Below are 19,125 nucleotides of genomic sequence, written 5' to 3'. Positions count from 1 at the left end.
TAGCCGCCGGGCGAGCGTGCGGCGGCGGGCACCGTCGTAACCGGTGATCAGCTGGCGCAACAACCTCCTGCGGGCGCGGCGTCGAGGGCGATGAGGCTGATCGGTGCGGACCGCAGCCCTCCGGAGATGCCGGTGGACAGTCCACGCCCCGTCGGTTGCGGCCCACAGCAGTCGTCGCCGCCCGCCGAGACGGCGGAGTCACTGCTGCACACACCGGTTTCGGGCAGGTCGAGCTGGACGTCGCGGGCGGCGGCCCAGTCACCGGCCAGCGCGGCGACCACGGAGCGGACCTGCTCGTAGCCGGTGGCCATGAGGAACGTGGGTGCCCGGCCGTAGGACTTCATGCCGACGGCGTAGTAGCCCTGCTCCGGGTGGGCGAGTACGTCCACGCCGTGCGGCGGCACGGTGCCGCAGGAGTGCTCGTTGGGGTCGATCAGCGGGGCCAGGGCACGGGTGGCACCCAGCACCGGGTCGAGGTCCAGCCGCAGCTCGGCGGCGATGCTGTGGTCGGGGCGGAAGCCCGTGGCCGCGACCACACGGTCGACGGTGATCGACTCGGCGCTACCGTCGCCGTGCCGCACTGCCACACTCACCCGGCCGTCCGTCGGGGTGAGCGTCTGCACGGAGAAGCCGGTTCGCAGCCGGATCCGTCCGGCGTCGACGTGCGCACGCAGCCGTACGCCGAGCGCGCCCCGCGCCGGGAGGGCGTCAGCGTCCCCGCCGCCGTAGGTACGCGTCGGCGCGGCGGCCCGGATGGCCCAGGTCACCTCGGTGCCGGGCTCGATGGCGGCCAGCTCCGCCAGGGACAGCAGGGTGTTCGCGGCCGAGTGACCGGCGCCGACCACCAGGGTGTGCCGTCCGACGAACCGGCCGCGGTCGGCGCCGAGGACGTCCGGCAGCGCGTGCTCCAGGTACGCCGCCGCGTCGACCTCCCCTCGCGCGCGCAGACCGGACGCGCCGAGGACGTTCGGCGTGCTCCAGGTGCCGGAGGCGTCGATGACGGCGCGGGCGACCAGCTCGTCGCCGTCGGCGAGGCGGAGCAGGAACGGTGCGGTGTCGCGCCCGGCGGTACGCAGCCGGTCGAGGCCGAGCCGGCTGATCGCCTCGACGCGTGCCCCGTACCGCACGTGTGGCTTCAGTTGTGGCAGCTGCGCGAGGGGCCGGAGGTAGTCGTCGACCAGCTCCGCGCCGGTGGGCAGTGCCCCCGGGTCGGGGGCGACCCAGCCGGCCTCGTCGAGGAGCCGACGGGCGGCCGGGTCGATGTTGTAACGCCACGGCGAGAAGACCCGCACGTGCCCCCACTGGCGTACCGCGGCACCCGGGGTGTCGCCGGCTTCGACGACGGTGAAGGGCAGCCCGCGTTCGTGCAGGTGCGCGGCAGCCGCGAGACCGGTCGGGCCGGCGCCGATGACGATGGTGGGAAGGTCGTCCAGAGCGTTCATCAGTGGCTCCTCGGTGTGGTGGCCCGTCGTGACGGCCAAGGCTGGTCAGGTGATGGTGGGGCTGCGACGTTCCAGCAGGACGACGTCACGCCAGCGGTCGTGATGGCGACCGACCCGCTCGCGTACGCCGATGACCCGGAAGCCGGCCCGCTGGTGGAGGGTGAGGCTGGCGGTGTTCTCCGGGAAGACTCCGGACTGGATGGTCCAGATGCCGGCGGCCTCGGTGGAGGCGATCAGCGCGGCCAGCAGCAGCCGGGCGATGCCCCGGCCCTGGGCGGTCGGGTCGACGTAGACGGAGTGTTCGACCACACCGGCGTAGACCGCGCGGGTCGAGGTCGGCGATACGGCGATCCAGCCGAGCACCAGCCCGCCGCGGTCGACGGCCACGAAACGGTGCGCGCTCAGGCGCGCGGCGTCGAACGCCGCCCAGGTCGGGGCGGTGATCTCGAAGCTGGCATTGCCGGCGTCCAGACCGGCCTGATAGATCGCCAGGACCCGGTCGGCGTCGGCGTCGGTCATGGGGCGCACGGTGATGTCGGCCATCAGCGGGTTGCCTTCCGGAAGAGATCAGAGGACTGTCTCGACGTCTGTCGAATCAGACGGTTGCACACTGATTAGAGAAGTGTCAACCTAGAGGAATGTCGAATCAAGCAGGTCCGGCCACGGACGTGTCGTGCTGCGTCCCGCTGGCCGAGCGACGCGTACCGGCCGAGGCCGCTGCGGTGCTCGCGCCCGCGTTCAAGGCCCTCGGCGACCCGGTGCGGCTGCAACTGCTGTCGATGATCGCCTCCGCCGAGAGCGGGGAGATCTGCGTCTGCGACCTGACCCCCGCGTTCGACCTGACCGGTCCGACCATCTCGCACCACCTCAGGACGCTGCGCGAGGCGGGGCTGGTCGACGCCGAACGCCGGGGCACCTGGGTCTACTACCGCGCCCGGCCGGCCATCCTGCGCCAACTCGCCGCACTGCTCACCGTGGCTCCGGCGGCATGACGACGACCCTGCGGAGCGACCCGGCCGAGAGCACCGTCGTCGGCCGCCTCTCCCGACTCGACCAGTTCCTACCCGTGTGGATCGGGCTGGCGATGGTCGCCGGCCTGCTCCTGGGTCGGCTGATCCCCGGGCTGAACAGCGTCCTGGACGCGGTGCAGATCGGCGGGATCTCGCTACCGATCGCGGTCGGCCTGCTGATCATGATGTACCCGGTGCTGGCGAAGGTCCGCTACGACCGGCTCGACACCGTCACCGGCGACCGCCGGCTGCTGATCTCCTCGCTGGTCCTCAACTGGCTCGCCGGCCCCGCCGTGATGTTCGCCCTGGCCTGGATCTTCCTGGCCGACCAACCCGCCTACCGCACCGGGCTGATCATCGTCGGCCTGGCCCGGTGCATCGCCATGGTCATCATCTGGAACGACCTCGCCTGCGGTGACCGGGAGGCCGCCGCCGTCCTGGTCGCCCTCAACTCGGTCTTCCAGGTCGTCGCCTTCGGCCTGCTCGGCTGGTTCTACCTCTCCGTGCTCCCCCAGTGGCTCGGGCTCTCCGGCGCCGAGCTGACGATCTCGGCCTGGGACATCGCCGGTAACGTGCTCGTCTTCCTCGGCATCCCGCTGCTCGCCGGCTACCTCACCCGCCGTCTCGGCGAGCGCGCCAAGGGCCGCGCCTGGTACGAGGCCCGCTTCCTGCCCCGCATCGGCCCGGCCGCCCTCTACGGGCTGCTGTTCACGATCGTGATCCTGTTCGCCCTGCAAGGCGACGCCATCACCAGCCGGCCCCTGGACGTCGTCCGCATCGCCCTGCCCCTGCTGGTGTACTTCGCGCTCATGTGGGCCGGCTCCTACGCCCTCGGCCGGGCCATCGGTCTCGGCTACCAGCGCACCACCACGCTGGCGTTCACCGCCGCCGGCAACAACTTCGAACTCGCCATCGCCGTCGCGATCGGCACCTTCGGCGTCACCTCCGGCCAGGCCCTCGCCGGGGTCGTCGGCCCGCTGATCGAGGTGCCCGTCCTGGTCGGGCTCGTCTACGTCTCGCTGTGGGCGCGCCGCCGCTTCTTCACTCCCCCGCAATCCGCGACCGCGTAACCGGAAGGCAACCCCGACATGAGCGACAGACCCAGCGTCCTGTTCGTCTGCGTCCACAACGCCGGCCGTTCCCAGATGGCCGCCGGCTGGCTGCACCACCTCGCCGGCGACACCGTCGAGGTCCGCTCGGCCGGCTCCGCGCCGGCCGAGACGATCAACCCCGCCGCCGTGCAGGCCATGCGCGAGGTCGGCATCGACATCACCGACCAGACCCCCAAGCTTCTGGAGTACGCGACAGCGGAGTCCTCCGACGTCATCGTGACCATGGGCTGCGGCGACACCTGCCCGGTCTTCCCCGGCAAGCGCTACGAGGACTGGAAGCTCGACGACCCGGCCGGCAAGGGGGTCGACGCCGTCCGCCCGATCCGCGACGAGATCCGGGGCCGGGTGGAGAAGCTCCTCACCGACCTGAACCTCGCCACCCGACCGAGGCACACCCCTCAGCGGCCTCCGGCGTAGCTGGCGCGCTCGCCCAACTCCTCCTCGATGCGGATGAGCTGGTTGTACTTGGCCGTGCGGTCGGAGCGCGACAGCGAACCGGTCTTGATCTGACCGCAGCCGACGCCCACAGCCAGGTCGGCGATGGTGGTGTCCTCGGTCTCCCCGGATCGGTGCGACATCACCACCCGGTACCCCGCCTTGTGCGCGGCGTCCACCGTCGCCAGGGTCTCGGTGAGGGTGCCGATCTGGTTGACCTTGACCAGGATCGCGTTGGCGTAGCCGCCGTCGATCCCGTCGCGCAGCCGGTCGACGTCGGTGCAGAAGACGTCGTCGCCGACCAACTGCACGCGCTCCCCCGCCACCGCGGTCAGCCGCTTCCAGCCGGCGATGTCGTCCTCGGCCATCGGGTCCTCGATGGAACTGATCGGGTACCGGGAGACCAGGTCGAGCAGGTAGTCGATGTGCTCCTCGACGGTGCGCTGGCGCCCCTCGCCCACGTAGTCGTAGACACCCGCGCGGAAGAACTCCGAGCTGGCCGGGTCGAGGCAGATCCGCACGTCGACGCCGGGCTGGTAACCGGTGTCCTCGATGGCACGCAGCACGAACCGCAGCGCCTCGTCGGCGTCCGTGACGTTCGGCGCGAAGCCGCCCTCGTCACCGACGTTGGTGTTGTGCCCGGCCGCGGCCAGGGACGCCTTGAGGGTGTGGAAGACCTCCGCACCCATCCGGACCGCCTCGGCGAAGGTCCGCGCTCCCACCGGGGCGATCATGAACTCCTGGAAGTCGAGCGGATTGTCGGCGTGCGCGCCACCGTTGATGATGTTCATCATCGGCACCGGCAGCAGGCGGGCGCCGACGCCACCGACATAGCGGTACAGCGGCTGCCGGTGGGCCGACGCCGCCGCCTTCGCGGTCGCCAGGGACACCGCCAGGATCGCGTTGGCACCCAGTCGACCCTTGTCCTTGGAACCGTCGAGAGCGATCATCGTCTCGTCGATCAGGGCCTGGTCCTCCGCGTCGAGCCCGAGCACCGCGTCGGCGATCTCGCCGTTGACCGCGGCGACGGCCGTGCTGACGCCCTTGCCGTGAAAACGCGTCCGATCCCCGTCGCGCAGCTCGACCGCCTCGTTCGCCCCCGTCGACGCGCCGGACGGCACGGCCGCCCGGCCGGTCGACCCGTCGGCGAGGACCACGTCGGCCTCCACGGTCGGGTTGCCCCTGCTGTCGAGGATCTGCCGAGCCCACACCCGACTGATTGCCGTCATCACACACTCCCTGTTCAAGCTGCCTTTTCGCAGCCAGACTGGCAGGAAACGGCGGCCCTGACACCGCGACGATGGACACGTTGACCCGTACCCCGGGGTGCGGGTTTAGGGTCGCGGGATGCGGGTGGGTGAGTTGGCACGCCGGACCGGAACCACGGTCCGGGCACTGCGGTACTACGAGTCGGCTGGATTGGTCGTACCCCGGCGGCTGAGCAACGGCTACCGCGAGTACGACCCGATCGCGGTGCGGCTGGTGGCGCAGATCCGCGAGCTGATGGCGCTCGGCCTCACCGTCGAGGAGACCCGCCCGTTCGTCGAGTCGATCGCCGATGGTTCCGACGACACCGACGTGTGCGCGGCGGCGGTGGCCACGTACCGCAGCACCATCACGAACCTCCAGGAGCGGATCGGCAAGCTGACCGCCCAGCGGGACGCGCTGGACGCGCGCCTGGACGCCGCCGCGACCCAGGTCGTACCCGGCAGTCCCGCCGAAGGCGCCGACCCCACCGCGCTGGTCGGCGTCAGATTGCCGCCGCTGTCCTTCTACGGCACCGACGGCCGCCCGGTCGACCTCGGCGCGCTCGGTCCCGGGCGCAGCGTCATCTTCGTCTACCCGCTGACCGGACGACCGGGCGTCGACCTGCCCAACGGGCTGCTGGAGATCCACGGCGCGCGCGGCAGCACCGAGCAGGCCGCCTGGTTCCGCGACCATCACGCCGAGCTCCGCGCGGCCGGCGCCGCCCGGGTGTACGGCCTGTCCGCGCAGTCGACCGGGTACCAGCGAGAACTCGCGCACCGACTGCGGCTGCCCTACCCGCTGATCCCCGACCCGAGGCTGACCCTGGCCGACGCGCTGCGGCTGCCGACCCGCACCGCGGGCGACATGACGCTCTACGAGCGGCTGACCCTGATCGTCGCCGACGGCGCGGTCGAACACGTCTTCCACCCGATCCCGGACCCGGCGTCGCACCCACTGCACGTGATGCGGTGGCTCACCAAGCGACGCCAGGCCCCCGGATCGGTTGCCGCCTAGAAGTCGTCGTCGAAGGCGACAGTGCCGGTCACCCCGACCTGGTACGCCGACACCCGCCGCTCGAAGAAGTTGGACAGCTCCTGCACGTCCTGCAACTCCATGAAGCCGAACGGGTTGCTCGACCCGTAGTGCGGCGCGATGCCGAGCTGGGCGAGGCGGCGGTCGGCGACGTGCTGGAGGTACTCCCGCATGTCGGCCAACGTCAGACCGGGCACACCATGGCCCAACAGGTCCTCGGCGAACTGCACCTCACACTCGACCGCCTCGGTGAGCATCCGGCGAACCTGGTCGGCGAGGTCGTCGTCGAACAGGTCCGGCTCCTCGGCGCGGACGGTGTCGACGACGTCGAACGCGAACGCCATGTGCATGGACTCGTCGCGGAACACCCAGTTGGTGCCCGAGGCGAGGCCGTGCAGCAGGCCGCGGGAGCGCAGGAAGTAGACGTACGCGAACGCGCCGTAGAAGAACAACCCCTCGATGCAGGCGGCGAAGCAGATCAGGTTGAGCAGGAACGTGCGCCGGTCCTCGCGGGACCGCAGCTCCCGCAGGTCGTTCAGGGAGTCGATCCACCGGAAGCAGAATTCGGCCTTACGACGGATCGAGGGGATGTTCTCGATGGCCGCGAAGGCCTCGAAGCGCTCCGTCTCGTCGGGCACGTACGTGTCGAGCAGGTTGAGATAGAACTGGACGTGCACGGCCTCCTCGAACAGCTGGCGGGACAGGTAGAGGCGACCCTCCGGGCTGTTGACGTGCTGGTAGAGGTTGAGCACCAGGTTGTTGGCGACGATCGTGTCACCGGTGGCGAAGAACGCCACCAGGCGGCTGACCAGGTGCCGTTCGGCCGGCGACAGCTTGTCCAGGTCGGCGAGGTCGGCGTGCAGGTCGACCTCCTCGACCGTCCAGGTGTTGCGGATCGCGTCGCGGAACCGGTCGAAGAAGTGCGGGTAGCGCATCGGGCGGAGAGTCAGGTCCATCCCGGGGTCGAGCAGCATGTGCGTGGTCCTCGTGTCGGTGGTGCTGGCGTCGGTGGTGCTGGCGTCGGTGGTGTCGGCGGAGATCACTGGCAGGCCTCGCACGACTCGGGGTTCTCCAGCGAGCAGGCCAGCGCCTCCGCGTCGACGACGACGGCGGGTGCGACAGCGCTGACGGTGGCCTGCTGGATCCGCGTCGCGGGGCGCGAGCGCAGGTAGTAGGTGGTCTTCAGCCCGGCCTTCCAGGCGTACAGGTACATCGAGGAGAGCTTGCCGATGGTCGGCGCGGCCAGGAACAGGTTCAGCGACTGGGACTGGTCGATGAACGGGGCGCGGGCGGCGGCCAGGTCGATCAGCGCCCGCTGCGGCAGCTCCCACGCGGTGCGGAACAACTCCCGTACGCCGGCCGGCAGCTCGGCGATGTCCTGCACCGACCCCTCCGCCCGCTTGATCGCCGAACGGATCCGCTCGGTCCACAGACCGCGGGCCTTCAGCTCGCGTACCAGAGCGGTGTTGACCTGGAGGAACTCCCCCGACAGGGTCTCGCGCTTGAACAGGTTGGACACCTGCGGCTCGATGCACTCGTAGCACCCGGCGATCGAGGCGATGGTCGCGGTCGGCGCGACCGCGACGAGCAGCGAGTTGCGCAGCCCGTACGCCTCGACCCGCTGGCGCAGCGCCTCCCACCGCGCGGTCTGCGTACCCTCGACACCCCACAGGTCGGGCTGGAGCTGGCCCCGCGCGGCCCGGGTCTGCGGGTACGCCGGATGCGCGCCGAAGTCGCGCGCCAGGTCGGCGGAGGTCTCCAGCGCGGTCAGGTACAGCTCCTCGCTGATCCGGGTGGACAGCTCCCGCGCGGCCGGCGAGTCGAACGGCAGCCGCAGCGCGAAGAAGACGTCCTGTAGGCCCATCAGCCCGAGTCCGACCGGTCGCCAGCGGGGGTTGCTCGCCGCCGCCTGCGCTGTCGGGTAGTAGTTGATGTCGATGACCCGGTCGAGGAAGGTCACCGCGGTCCGCACCGTGGCGCGCAGCCGCTCCCAGTCGACGCCGCCGTCGGTGAGGTGGGCGGCGAGGTTCACCGATCCGAGGTTGCACACGGCGGTCTCGGTGTCACTGGACACCTCGACGATCTCGGTGCAGAGGTTCGACAGGTGCACCACGTTGCCCGGCTCGGCGGTCTGGTTGCAGAGCCGGTTGGCGGCGTCCTTGAAGGTCATCCAGCCGTTGCCGGTCTGGGCGAGGGTCCGCATCATCTTCCCGTACAGCTCCCGTGCCGGGACCTGCCGCACGTAGCGTTCCTGTGCCTCGGCCTCCCGGTACGCGGCGTCGAACCGCTCCCCCCACAGGTCGGGCAGCTCGGGCACCTCGTGCGGGTCGAACAGCGACCACAGCTCGTCGGCCTCGACCCGGCGCATGAACTCGTCCGGGATCCAGTTGGCCAGGTTGAGGTTGTGGGTACGTCGGGCGTCCTCGCCGGTGTTGTCCCGCAGTTGCAGGAACTCCTCGATGTCCGGGTGCCACGGCTCCAGATAGACGCAGGCCGCGCCCTTGCGCCGGCCACCCTGGTTCACCGCGGCGACGCTCGCGTCCAGCGTGCGCAGCCACGGCACGATCCCGTTGGACTGCCCGTTGGTGCCCCGGATCAGCGCTCCGCGGGAGCGGACCCGGGAGTACGCGATGCCGATGCCACCGGCGAACTTGGACAGGTTGGCGACCTGGGCGTACCGCTGGTAGATCGAGTCCAGCTCGTCGAGCGGGGAGTCGACCAGGTAGCAGGAGGACATCTGGGTGTGCCGGGTGCCGGAGTTGAACAAGGTCGGTGAGCTGGGCAGGTAGGCCAGGCTGGACATCAGCCGGTAGAAGTCGACCGCCTCGTCGGCCGTCCGGGAGAGCCCGCAGGCCACCCGCAGCAGCCAGTACTGCGGGGTCTCCAGCACGAGTCGGCTGGTGGGGTGGCGCAGCAGGTAGCGGTCGTACACGGTGCGCAGGCCGAAGTACTCGAACCGGCGGTCGCCGTTCGGGTCGATGACGTGGTCGAGGGTCGCGGCGTGTGCGGCGACGAACGCGGCGGTGTCGTCACCGATCAGGCCCTCGGCGTGGCCGACCCGGATCGCCGCGCTGAACGAGGTGACGCCCTGTCGACGCACCTCCTTGTCGACGTAGCCGGCCAGCAGCCGCGCGGCGAGGCGCGAGTACTGCGGCTCCTCACCGATCATCTCGGCGGCGGTCTGGATGGACAGCCGGTCCAGTTCGGCGGTGGTCGCGCCGTCGTAGAGGCCGCTGATGGTGCGGGTGGCCACCCGCATCGGGTCCACGTCGGTCAGGTCGTCGGCCCACCGCTCGACCGCTCGGACGATCTTGTTCACGTCCACGGGTTCGGTGCCGCCGTCGCGCTTGCGGACCTGCATCGGCGTGCGCCGCACTGTCGCGTCGCCGCTGGCCGGGACTACCTCGGTGACTGTCACCACTCGCTCCTCGGAGTTCGAGACCTGGTGGCCCGGACGCGAGGAGACAGACACCGACGGACGCCACGCCAGCCCGGCGTGGGGTCAGGTGGCGTCAGCCGTCCCACGCGGCCTCGGACCGCCGCCCACCCGGGTGCGGGTACGCGGCGCGCTGGCAGGTCTTCGGACTCGCGGGCACGACCGGTGTCGCCGGTCTCCTACTGGCCGTCGCTTCCCAGGCCGATCGGTGGCCCAGTGCTGTTGACGGCGGTCGTTCCCACTCACCGCTGCGGGACAGTCCCGGATTTCCACCGGGTTCCCTGTTGCCTCGACCACCCTGGATGAGCGGCCGAACCAGCTGCGCTCGACACCATATATAGGGACGCAGTCGTTGTCACACCCCACATGTCGGTCTCGGGCGTGTCGGCACCGTCTCGGTGACCACCGTCACCACCCCGGCCGACCACGCCACGCAGACCGACGCCGGGCACCGGAGACGGGCTCTCCGCGTCGGTGTCGACAGTCGACAAAGATGTGACATATCGAGGCCATGGCGGCGCAGGCTCGCACCAATAGGCTCCCGTCAATGCTCCGAAGGGGGCGGAACATCCGATCTCCACGGACCGCCACCCGCGTCATCGCCGCCCGCCAACCGGCACGATGGACGGCAAGGCGGATCAACCCGGCAGGGCAAACATCATATGTCTGTGGGCCTGCGGTGATCGACATCGTTGACGCGCTGGAGCGGCCCTCCGTATACTCCCAGTGATCATCTGATCTTTAGCCTAGCCGGGCGAGGAGCGCATGCCGCAGATCACTGCCGTCACCGTCGAAGACGTCCGCTTCCCCACCTCCCTGACCGCTGACGGGTCAGACGCCATGAACAAGGACGGCGACTACTCGGCGGCCTACGTCGTCCTGCACACCGACGGCGTCGACGGCGTGGGCGCGCCTCTCGCGGGTCACGGCCTGACCTTCACGATCGGTCGAGGCAACGACATCGTCGCGGCGGCGGCAGTCCACCAGGCACAGCTTCTGGTGGGCCTGGACGTGGCGACGATGGCAGCGGACATGGGCGCGGTCTACCGCCTCCTCACCTCCGACTCCCAACTGCGCTGGCTCGGTCCGGAGAAGGGCGTCGTCCACCTGTCCCTGGCGGCCGTGTTGAACGCGTCGTGGGACCTGGTCGCCCGGCTCGCCGACAAGCCTCTGTGGCGGCTGCTCGTCGACATGTCCCCCGAGCAACTCGTCGACATCGCGGACCTGCGCTACCTGTCCGACGCGCTGACCCGGGACGAGGCACTGGCCATCCTGCGGGCCAAGGAGGGCACGAAGGCCGCCCGTCTCGCCGAGCTCGACCGGACCGGCTACCCCGCCTACACCACCTCGGCGGGTTGGCTCGGCTACGGCGACGACAAGCTGCGCCGGCTGTGTCAGGAAGCGGTGGACACCGGCTACGGCTACGTCAAGCTCAAGGTGGGCGCCAACCTCGACGACGACATCCGCCGATGCGCGATCGCGCGGGAGATCCTCGGGCCGGATCGCAACCTGATGATCGACGCCAACCAGGTGTGGGACGTCGGCCAGGCCATCGAGTGGGTCACCGCCCTCGCCCAGTTCAAGCCACTGTGGATCGAGGAGCCGACCAGCCCCGACGACATCCTGGGTCACGCGGCCGTCCGCCGCGCCGTCGCTCCGATCGGCGTCGCCACCGGCGAACACTGCCACAACCGGGTGATGTTCAAGCAGCTGTTCCAGGCCGAGGCCATCGACTTCTGCCAGCTGGACACCGGCCGGTTGGCCAGCATCAACGAGATCGTCGCCGTGCTGCTGCTCGCCGCGAAGTTCGACGTCCCGGTGTGCCCGCACGCCGGCGGTGTCGGGCTGTGCGAGATGGTCCAACACGTGTCGGTGCTCGACTACGTCGCGATCTCGGGGGACCTCACCAACCGTGTCACCGAGTTCGTCGACCACCTGCACGAGCACTTCACCGATCCCTGCATCATCCGGGACACCGGTTCCGGCAGCGGATACGTCCTGCCCAGCCAACCCGGCTACTCCACCCGGATGCGTCAGGAGTCGGTCGCGCTCTACCGGTTTCCCGACGGCCACTACTGGGCGGCGACAGACCCGACTACCGTGTCATCTCCGGAGGCGGCGTACGTGATCGCGGGTGGGAAGGCCACCCCCGCCGGCCGCTAGGGGGATCATGTCTCGCACTGACGAAGTGGTCAACGGCATCAAGCGGATGATCCTCGAAGGGCAGTTCAGGCCCGGGGACCGGTTGCCCATCGAGAAGGACCTCGCCGAGCAGCTCGGTGTCTCGCGCGGGTCCCTGCGCGAGGGGATGTCGGCCCTGTCGATCCTCGGCATCGTCAACATCCGCCAGGGCGACGGCACCTACGTCACCAACCTCGACGCGCCACAACTGCTGGCCCCGATGGGTTTCGTGGTGGACTTCCAGGGCCAGGGCGACCCGCGGCACATCCACACCGTTCGCCGTCTGCTGGAGTGCGAGGCCGCCTGCCTGGCGGCGACCAGGATCACCGACGAGGCCCTGGCCCAGGCGGGTGACCTGCTCGACGAGGCGGCCCGGTTGATCGGCCAGTCACCGCCGGACCACGAGCGGATCATGGAGATCGACATCGCCTTCCACCGGATCATCGCGGTGCACGCCGAGAATCCGGTGCTGGTCGGCCTGATCGAAGCCTTCGCCGGGCGCACCATCCGTGGCCGGCTCTGGCGGAGTCTGCACGAGGAGGGCGCGGACCTGCGAACCCATGACGAACACGTGGCGATCCTGAAGGCCCTGGTGGCGCGCGACCCGGAGCGGGCACGCACCCGGATGGCGAACCACCTGATCGGCGTGGAGGAGTCGTTGCAGGGGTTGCCCGACGACGCCGACGCCAGCATCGAGACTGCCCGGTCGTGACGGCCGACCCTCACGACTGCACGTCGAGCAGCCCTTCGTCGTACAACGCCGCCCAGAGCTGATCCGGGACGTCGACACCGGCGACCACCACACCGACGTGGTGGGCCTGCGCGACGGGCAGCAGGTTGGTCAGCGCGCCCTGGGGGATCGCGCGCGCCCCGCTGGACGACAGCCGTCACCGCTCGTCCCGATCCACTTGGGTGCTGCCGGTCATCGCCGCGACCAGGTCGTCGGTGGTGACCTCGTCGGCGCGGAGTTGGGCGGCGCGCCGACCGAGGCGCAGGACCTCGACCCGGTCGGCGATCTCGAGCACCTGCGGCATGTTGTGGCTCACCAGCACCACCGACATGCCGGCGTCGCGGGCACGCCGGACGACGTCGAGCACCCGCCCGGTCTGGACCACACCGAGGGCCGCGGTGGGCTCGTCGAGGATGACCACGTTGGTCGCCCAGATGATGGCCCGGGCCACCGCCACGCACTGCCGCTGCCCACCGGAGAGCATCGCGATCGGGGTGGTGACCCGGGGGATCCGTACGCCGAGTTCGTCCAGGGCGGCGGCGGCGCCCTGGCGCATGGCGCGTTTGTCCAACAGCCCGAGACGGCCGAGCGGTCCGGAGCGGAGGATCTCCCGGCCGAGGTACAGGTTGGCGGCCACGCTGAGGTCGTCGGCGACGGCGAGGTCCTGGTAGACCGTCTCCACCCCCGCCCGTCGGGCATCGACCGGAGTGGAGAACTGGACCGGACGACCGCCGACCCGGATCTCGCCCTCGTCGGGCGGGTGCACACCGGACAGGGTCTTGATCAGGGTGCTCTTGCCGGCGCCGTTGTCACCGATCAGCGCGACCACCTCACCGCGGCGGACCGTGAAGTCGGCGCCACGCAACGCCTCGACGTGCCCGAACCGCTTGACGATGCCACGGGCTTCGAGGACCGGCGATTCCGCGTCGGTGGGTTGCTGATCGCTGTCCGCGGCGGCCGTGGGGATCGCGCCCATCACTGCACCGGCGGGTTGGCGCAGCTGGGCTCGAGCACCGCCTTGATCTCCGCCGAGTCGATGTTCTCCTTGGTGACGAACGTGACGCCGGTGTCGGCCGACGCCAGCGGCGCCTTGTCCCGAAGGTGCTTGACCATCTTGTCGACGCCGAAGTAGCCCATCTTGAACGGGTTCTGCACGACCAGCGCCGAGATCTGGCCGTTGCGCACCCCGGCGATCTCGTCCGGGGCCGCGTCCCAGCCGATGATGACCACCTTGCCGGACTTGCCGGCGGCCTGGATGGCCTGCGCGGCACCGAGCACGCTCGGCTCGTTGGCCGCGAAGACGCCGGCGAGCTTGGGGTTGGCGGTGAGGATGTTCTCGGTGACCCGTCGGGCCTCGTTGACGTCACTGCGGCTCGGCTGCTGGCCGACCAGCTTCAGGTTGGGGTACTGGGCGAGGCCGGCCTTGAAGCCGTCGACCCGCTCGGTGTTGGTCTGCGATCCGGGCTGGAACTCGACGAGCGCCACCTCGTGGTTGCCGGGGCCGAGTTCGGTGGCGAGCAGCTTCGCCGCCTCGGTCGCCGACGCACGGTTGTCGGTGGCGAAGAGGGGCACGTTCGACGGCTGCGGGCTGGTGCCAGAGTCGATCATGGCGACCGGGATGTTGGCGCTGAGCGCCTTGTCGGTCGCCGGTGCCAGCGCGCTGGAGTCGGTCGCCGCGTAGACGATGCCGTCGACCTTCTTGGTGACGAAGTTCTGGATCAGGTTGACCTGGCCCTCGACGTCGGTCTCGGTGGTCACCCCGTCCCACTGGACGGTGACGTCTCCGGCGCGCTGAGCGGCACACTCGGCGCCCGCCTTGACCGTGTTCCAGTAGTCGGCCCCGACCGCCTTGGGCACGACGGCGAGCTTCAACGGGCCGCTCGCGTCAGTGGTCGCGCCGTCGCCGCCGTCACGGACCTCGACCCCGCCGCAGGCGCTGAGCAGAGCGGTCGCCGCGGCTGCGGCCAGGATCGCCTGCGCGCGCAGGAGTCGTCCTCGCGTCCGCCGGCTGGTGGTGGTGTGTGCCATGGTGTGTGTCCTTCCTCGTTCGGACTCTCGGAATGGCATGTCAACCCCGTGATTCCAGCCGCCGGCGGCGGTACTGGTCGAAGTAGACGGCGGCCCAGATGATCACGCCGACGATCACCTGCTGGTAGTGGATGCTGATGTCGAGCAGGACGGCGCCGTTGCGGACCAGGGCGATGAGGAACGCGCCGATGATGGTCCCGACGATCCGGCCCTGCCCGCCGAACAGGCTGGCTCCACCGATGACGGCGGCGGCGATGACGTCGAGTTCCAGGGAGATCCCGTAGTTGGGCTGGCCGGAGTTGACCCGGGACGCGGCGATCATGCCGCCGAGCCCGACCAGCACGCCGGCCAGCACGTACACCCCGGTCAGGTGCCGCCCGACCCGGATGCCGGACCGGCGGGCCGCCTCCAGATTGGAGCCCATCGCGTAGGTGTACTGACCGAAGCGGGTCTGGGAGAGTAGGAAGGCGACCCCGACGGCGACCAGGACGGTGATCACCACGGCGAACGGGATGCCGAGGATCTGCCCGTTGCCGAGCAGTTGGAAGGACCGGGGCAGGCCGTAGACGCCGACCGCTCCGGTGATGATGAAGACCAGGCCGCGACCCACGGACATCGTTCCCAGCGTCGCGATGAACGGCGGAATCCGGGCCACCGTCACCAGCAGGCCGTTCAACAGCCCGGCCAGCGCGCCGACGCCGATCGCGACCGCCGTCGCCGCCCAGAGCGAGAAGCCGAGGTCGCGCACGACCATCGCGCCCAGCACGCCGGCCAGCGCGGCGACCGACCCGACGGACAGGTCGATGCCCTTCGTGATGATGACCATCGTCTGGGCCGTGGCGATGATCGCGATCACCGCCGTCTGGGCCCCGATGTTGAAGAGGTTGTCCGCTGTCAGGAAGTAGGGACTTGCGAAGGTCAAGGCGATGAACAGGACGACCAGCGCGGTCGCGGCGGTGAACTCGGAGACGGCGTGGGAGATCCGTTCCCGGAACCAGTCGCTGAGTTCGCCGCGCTGCGTGCCGGCCGTTGCCTCGGCGCTACTCATCGTCGGACCTGACCTCCCCAAGCGCGGCGCCGGCGTCCGACGGGGACCCGCCGGCGAGCCGAACGCCTGTGAGCGACCGACCCCGCTCGGACGGTGGTGCGGCCAGGCCGCCCACATCCCTTGGAGATAGGTCGGATGTTTCCCACGATCAGGCGTTACCTTGCCACGCATTCACGTATGTTGCCAAGGTCTTGCGAGCAAGTTTTGTCATCGTTACCTGCACCGGTCGACGGCATACGTCCGACCAAATCGACATCACCTCCGCCGCCAGCATGTTATCGATAACATGCTATGTCCCCAGTTGGGAAGGCGCCGCCGTCTCAGGACGGGGCCAGCCGGTAGACCCGGCCGGCGGTCTGGCGCCAGATCGCGGCCCGCTCGTCGTCGGACAACGGGTCCAGCAGATCACCGAGGACGGTGACCCAGCGGGCGTACGAGGTGGCGAGCAGGCACACCGGCCAGTCCGAGCCGAACATCAGCCGATCCGGCCCGAACACGTCCAGGGCGTGCTCGACTGCGGGCCGCAGGTCGGCCGTCGTCCAGGGCTCACCGTCCACCTCGGTCACCAGGCCGGAGAGCTTCGCCGTCGTGTTGGGCTCGGCCGCGAGCGCCCGCAGGTCGCGCTGCCAGTCACCGAGATCGGCGCGCCCGAGCGGGGGCTTGCCGAGGTGGTCCAGGACGAACCGCACCTGGGGCAGGTCGCGGACGAGCCGGCCGGCCGCCGGCAGCTGATGATGGCGCACCAAAAGGTCGAAGGCGAGGCCGGCGGCACTGACCGCGGCGATGCCGCGCCGCACGTCGGGGCGGTCGAGATAGGTCGGGTCGGGTTCGGACTGGACCAGGTGGCGGATCCCGACCAGCCGTTCGCCGCCGCGGGCCCTGCGTAGTCGGGCGAGGCGACGGTCGACATCAGCGGCGGTGAGGTCGACCCAGCCGACGACCCCGGCGATGAGCGGATCGTCGGCCGCGATCCCGAGCAGCTCGGGCGTCTCCGACCGAACGGCGACGGACTGGACGACCACGGTCTGGGTCACCCCGGCGGCCCGGGTTGCCGGGGCGAGCTCGACGGGCGTGAAGTCGTCGTCGATCGCGGCCATGGTGTGCGGATCGATCCAGGGCTGTGGGTGCCGCGCCCGGACCCAGAGGTGATGATGCGCGTCGACGGTGCCCGGTCGTCGCGCGACCTCACCGGTCGTCACCGGACCCGTCCTGGCGCGTTCTCGTCCACCCCACACCCCGCCCAGCCGCTGATCGAGCCCTCCGGGTCGACCCGGAGCCACAGCGTCGATCTGGCAGGTTGACCATGTTAGCGGTAACAGACTGTCGTTGAGCCCCGGAACGCGCACCACGACCGACTTCCGGCAATGGTCGCCTTTTGGTCTGACGAATCCACTGGCACCTGCGGCTGGTCCGCCTGGTTGACGCACCGGCGGCCGGACGCGGTCGGGCGCGGGGTCCGGGTTGACCGCCTGAGGCGGCACCGCTACCGTCGAGCCACTATCTGCGGCGACGCGAGGGAAGCCGGTGTGAATCCGGCGCGGTCGCGCCACTGTGAGCGGTTTCCCCACCACAACTGGGGGCCGCGAGCCAGGACGCTCGGTCGTCCGCAGCCTTGCGATGGGGACGCGTCATCCCTGGGGAGGTTCGTGTATTCATGTCCAGCTCCGCTTCCAGCCAGCCGGTGGTGCACCCCGCTGGCAGTGTCCGTCTACTGTGGATGGTTCTGGCGACCGTCGCCGTGCTCACCCTGCTGGCGTACCTCGTCGCCTTCGACCAGGGAGCGGTGTCGCGCAGCGGGATGTACCTGCACGAGCTGATGCACGACGGCAGGCACCTGCTGGGTGTCCCGTGCCACTGAACACCACCACCGCTCCCCCGTTCCTCGCCGTCCTCGTTCGCGGGCTGCTGGCCGGCCTGCTCGCCGGCCTGCTCGCCGGGGCGTTCGCGTACGTCGCCGGCGAACCGCACGTCGAGGCAGCCATCGCCATCGAGGAGGCGGCGACGCACGCCGAGCCCGCCGCTGGCGCACACGATCACGAGGACGCCCTGGTCGGCCGGACGGGCCAGCGCGGCGGTCTGTTCCTGGCCACCGGCCTGTTCGGGGCCGCGATGGGTGGCCTGCTGGCCACGGCGTACGTCCTGCTGTCCCGTCGGCGGCGCGGCGACGACGACGGACGGTCGGGTCTGCTGCTGGCCGGCGCGGCGCTGCTCGGCGCGGTGATCGTGCCGTTCCTCAAGTACCCGGCGAACCCGCCGGCGGTCGGGGACCCGGCCACCATCAACCAACGGACCGTCACCTACCTGTTGATGGTGGTGCTCGGGCTGGTGGCCGTGTGGGCCGGCTCGCTGGGCTACCGGTCGGTCGGTGCCCAGGCGCCGACGTGGCTGCGCGCCGCCGCGGCTGTGGGCGGGTTCCTGCTGGTCACGGCAGTGTCGTACGTGGTGATGCCGTCCTTCCAGGAGGTTCCGGCGGACTTCCCGGCGACCCTGCTGTGGAGTTTCCGACTGGCGTCGCTCGGCACCCAGGTCGTGCTCTGGACCGGCGTCGGCCTGCTGTTCGCGGCCCTGATGCACCACGAGCGGCGTCGCCGGGCCGGCACCGCACTGCCGAGCACGTGACCGGCACCAGCCTTCGGCTGGTCGCCCACGGTCACACCGCCGCTCTGCGTCGGGCCCGCTTCGGTGGCGCCGACGACGGCCTGGACGAGGGTGGCCTGCGTGCCGCACTCGCCCAGGCCCAGGCGGGTGCAGACCGGCGCGGGCCCCTCGGCGACAACGCCACCTGCCTGTCCAGCCCCGCGGTGGCCGCCCGACAGACCGCCGACGCCCTCGGCCTGCTGCCGACGATCGAGACCGCGTTGGCCGACTGTGACTACGGGGACTGGTCCGGACGGTCGCTTGAGGAGATCACTGAATCGCAGCCGCAGGCGCTGCACGACTGGCTGTCCGCGCCGGAGTCCGCGCCGCACGGCGGTGAGTCTGTCGCGGCCGTGCGGGATCGGGTCGGTAGCTGGCTGGACGAGCAGCACCGAGCAGGTGGACGCGTCATCGCAGTCACCCACCCACTGGTGATCCGGGTCGCGGTGGTGCACGCCCTCGGTCTTCCGATGGCGACGTACCGGCAGGTCGACGTGGAGCCCCTGGCGGTCGTCCGGCTCACCAGCCGGGGCGCGCGCTGGCAGCTCCGACTGGGCGCGCCGCGAGCGGGTTGAGGTCGCACCAGACGGCGCAGGCCGCCCAACGAGATCCGGCGCGGCGCGCTGGTCCGTACCAGCGAACAACTGGCGGCGGCTCGCGGGTGACGTCCCGCGGTACGACGTGGGGGGGGGGGGGGGGCCGCCCCCCCCCCCCGGGCGCGGCGCGAGCCCCGCCCCCTCGTCGGGCCCCTTCCAAGGGTTGAGCCCCCCCACGAACACCAGGACC

18 protein-coding genes and 2 riboswitches are annotated in these 19,125 nt (G+C 70.5%); of the genes, 9 read left to right on the top strand and 9 right to left on the bottom strand.

The genetic code is table 11. The features are described from left to right. Positions 1-47: 47 nt before the first annotated feature. The gene (locus ABTW72_RS20345) at positions 48-1,442 is read right to left on the bottom strand and encodes an FAD-dependent oxidoreductase (protein ID WP_350860887.1); all 1,395 of its coding nucleotides are present in this window, start codon (positions 1,440-1,442) and stop codon (positions 48-50) included. Between the two features lie 45 nt (positions 1,443-1,487). After that, the gene (locus tag ABTW72_RS20340) at positions 1,488-1,985 is read right to left on the bottom strand and encodes a GNAT family N-acetyltransferase (RefSeq protein WP_350860886.1); all 498 of its coding nucleotides are present in this window, start codon (positions 1,983-1,985) and stop codon (positions 1,488-1,490) included. A 95-nt stretch (positions 1,986-2,080) separates the two neighbouring features. Here ABTW72_RS20340 and ABTW72_RS20335 point away from each other — a divergent pair, with 95 nt between their 5' ends. From ABTW72_RS20335 to ABTW72_RS20325, 3 genes are read left to right on the top strand one after another with little or no spacing between them, the layout of a single operon-like run. After that, positions 2,081-2,434 carry an ArsR/SmtB family transcription factor gene (locus tag ABTW72_RS20335; protein ID WP_350860884.1) on the top strand — a complete coding sequence of 118 codons (354 nt, stop codon included), beginning with the start codon at positions 2,081-2,083 and terminating at the stop codon, positions 2,432-2,434. Next, complete coding sequence (gene arsB, locus ABTW72_RS20330) at positions 2,431-3,522, top strand: ACR3 family arsenite efflux transporter (protein ID WP_350860882.1); 1,092 nt, start codon at positions 2,431-2,433, stop codon at positions 3,520-3,522. Before ABTW72_RS20335 ends, arsB begins: the two co-directional genes overlap by 4 nt. Before the next feature lie 18 nt (positions 3,523-3,540). After that, a complete protein-coding gene (locus tag ABTW72_RS20325) occupies positions 3,541-3,981 on the top strand; it encodes an arsenate reductase ArsC (protein WP_350860880.1) in 441 nt (146 codons plus the stop codon). Here ABTW72_RS20325 and eno read toward each other — a convergent pair. After that, complete coding sequence (gene eno, locus ABTW72_RS20320; protein ID WP_350860878.1) at positions 3,963-5,228, bottom strand: phosphopyruvate hydratase; 1,266 nt, start codon at positions 5,226-5,228, stop codon at positions 3,963-3,965. The two genes, ABTW72_RS20325 and eno, sit on opposite strands and share 19 nt — an antisense overlap. Before the next feature lie 118 nt (positions 5,229-5,346). On the opposite strand from eno, the gene ABTW72_RS20315 reads away from it, so the two are divergent. Next, entirely contained in the window at positions 5,347-6,261 is a 915-nt protein-coding gene (locus tag ABTW72_RS20315) for a MerR family transcriptional regulator (RefSeq protein ID WP_112624579.1), read from the top strand. On the opposite strand, the gene ABTW72_RS20310 is transcribed toward ABTW72_RS20315, so the two are convergent. Both ABTW72_RS20310 and ABTW72_RS20305 read right to left on the bottom strand, forming a co-directional pair. After that, the gene (locus ABTW72_RS20310) at positions 6,258-7,253 is read right to left on the bottom strand and encodes a ribonucleotide-diphosphate reductase subunit beta (RefSeq protein WP_112602787.1); all 996 of its coding nucleotides are present in this window, start codon (positions 7,251-7,253) and stop codon (positions 6,258-6,260) included. The two genes, ABTW72_RS20315 and ABTW72_RS20310, sit on opposite strands and share 4 nt — an antisense overlap. 65 nt (positions 7,254-7,318) lie before the next feature. Then, positions 7,319-9,640 (bottom strand): ribonucleoside-diphosphate reductase subunit alpha, encoded by a 2,322-nt coding sequence (locus ABTW72_RS20305; protein WP_350861001.1) that lies wholly within the window; start codon positions 9,638-9,640, stop codon positions 7,319-7,321. Positions 9,641-9,833: 193 nt separating this feature from the next. After that, positions 9,834-10,050, bottom strand: a riboswitch (cobalamin riboswitch). Positions 10,051-10,480: 430 nt separating this feature from the next. Here ABTW72_RS20305 and ABTW72_RS20300 point away from each other — a divergent pair. Together ABTW72_RS20300 and ABTW72_RS20295 are read left to right on the top strand one after the other, a co-directional pair. After that, complete coding sequence (locus ABTW72_RS20300) at positions 10,481-11,878, top strand: enolase C-terminal domain-like protein (protein ID WP_091406804.1); 1,398 nt, start codon at positions 10,481-10,483, stop codon at positions 11,876-11,878. Positions 11,879-11,885: 7 nt separating this feature from the next. After that, positions 11,886-12,608: a FadR/GntR family transcriptional regulator gene (locus ABTW72_RS20295; protein WP_091406806.1), complete on the top strand. Its 723-nt coding sequence runs from the start codon at positions 11,886-11,888 to the stop codon at positions 12,606-12,608. Between the two features lie 175 nt (positions 12,609-12,783). On the opposite strand, the gene ABTW72_RS20290 is transcribed toward ABTW72_RS20295, so the two are convergent. The 4 genes from ABTW72_RS20290 to ABTW72_RS20275 all read right to left on the bottom strand — a co-directional run bounded on the left by ABTW72_RS20290 (position 12,784) and on the right by ABTW72_RS20275 (position 16,901). After that, positions 12,784-13,602 (bottom strand): ATP-binding cassette domain-containing protein, encoded by an 819-nt coding sequence (locus ABTW72_RS20290; RefSeq protein ID WP_350860875.1) that lies wholly within the window; start codon positions 13,600-13,602, stop codon positions 12,784-12,786. After that, complete coding sequence (locus tag ABTW72_RS20285) at positions 13,602-14,654, bottom strand: ABC transporter substrate-binding protein (protein ID WP_350860873.1); 1,053 nt, start codon at positions 14,652-14,654, stop codon at positions 13,602-13,604. Before ABTW72_RS20285 ends, ABTW72_RS20290 begins: the two co-directional genes overlap by 1 nt. Positions 14,655-14,694: 40 nt before the next feature. Further along, the gene (locus ABTW72_RS20280; RefSeq protein ID WP_091406814.1) at positions 14,695-15,702 is read right to left on the bottom strand and encodes an ABC transporter permease; all 1,008 of its coding nucleotides are present in this window, start codon (positions 15,700-15,702) and stop codon (positions 14,695-14,697) included. A 320-nt stretch (positions 15,703-16,022) separates the two neighbouring features. Then, entirely contained in the window at positions 16,023-16,901 is an 879-nt protein-coding gene (locus ABTW72_RS20275; RefSeq protein WP_350860871.1) for an amidohydrolase family protein, read from the bottom strand. Between the two features lie 317 nt (positions 16,902-17,218). Beyond that, positions 17,219-17,298, top strand: a riboswitch (cobalamin riboswitch). A 58-nt stretch (positions 17,299-17,356) separates the two neighbouring features. Here ABTW72_RS20275 and ABTW72_RS20270 point away from each other — a divergent pair. From ABTW72_RS20270 to ABTW72_RS20260, 3 genes are read left to right on the top strand one after another with little or no spacing between them, the layout of a single operon-like run. Continuing rightward, entirely contained in the window at positions 17,357-17,560 is a 204-nt protein-coding gene (locus tag ABTW72_RS20270; RefSeq protein ID WP_350860869.1) for a CbtB domain-containing protein, read from the top strand. After that, on the top strand, positions 17,551-18,321 hold the full coding sequence (locus ABTW72_RS20265) for a CbtA family protein (protein WP_350860867.1): 771 nt from the start codon (positions 17,551-17,553) through the stop codon (positions 18,319-18,321). The genes ABTW72_RS20270 and ABTW72_RS20265 overlap by 10 nt, the downstream gene beginning before the upstream one ends. Continuing rightward, the gene (locus ABTW72_RS20260; protein WP_350860865.1) at positions 18,318-18,914 is read left to right on the top strand and encodes a histidine phosphatase family protein; all 597 of its coding nucleotides are present in this window, start codon (positions 18,318-18,320) and stop codon (positions 18,912-18,914) included. The genes ABTW72_RS20265 and ABTW72_RS20260 overlap by 4 nt, the downstream gene beginning before the upstream one ends. Positions 18,915-19,125 lie beyond the last annotated feature (211 nt).

The organism is Micromonospora sp. NPDC127501 (assembly GCF_040302185.1).
In the GTDB taxonomy this organism is placed as follows: domain Bacteria; phylum Actinomycetota; class Actinomycetes; order Mycobacteriales; family Micromonosporaceae; genus Micromonospora.
The sequence above is the reverse complement of the archived record's forward strand: the minus strand, read 5'-3'. Positions and strand labels throughout refer to the sequence as shown.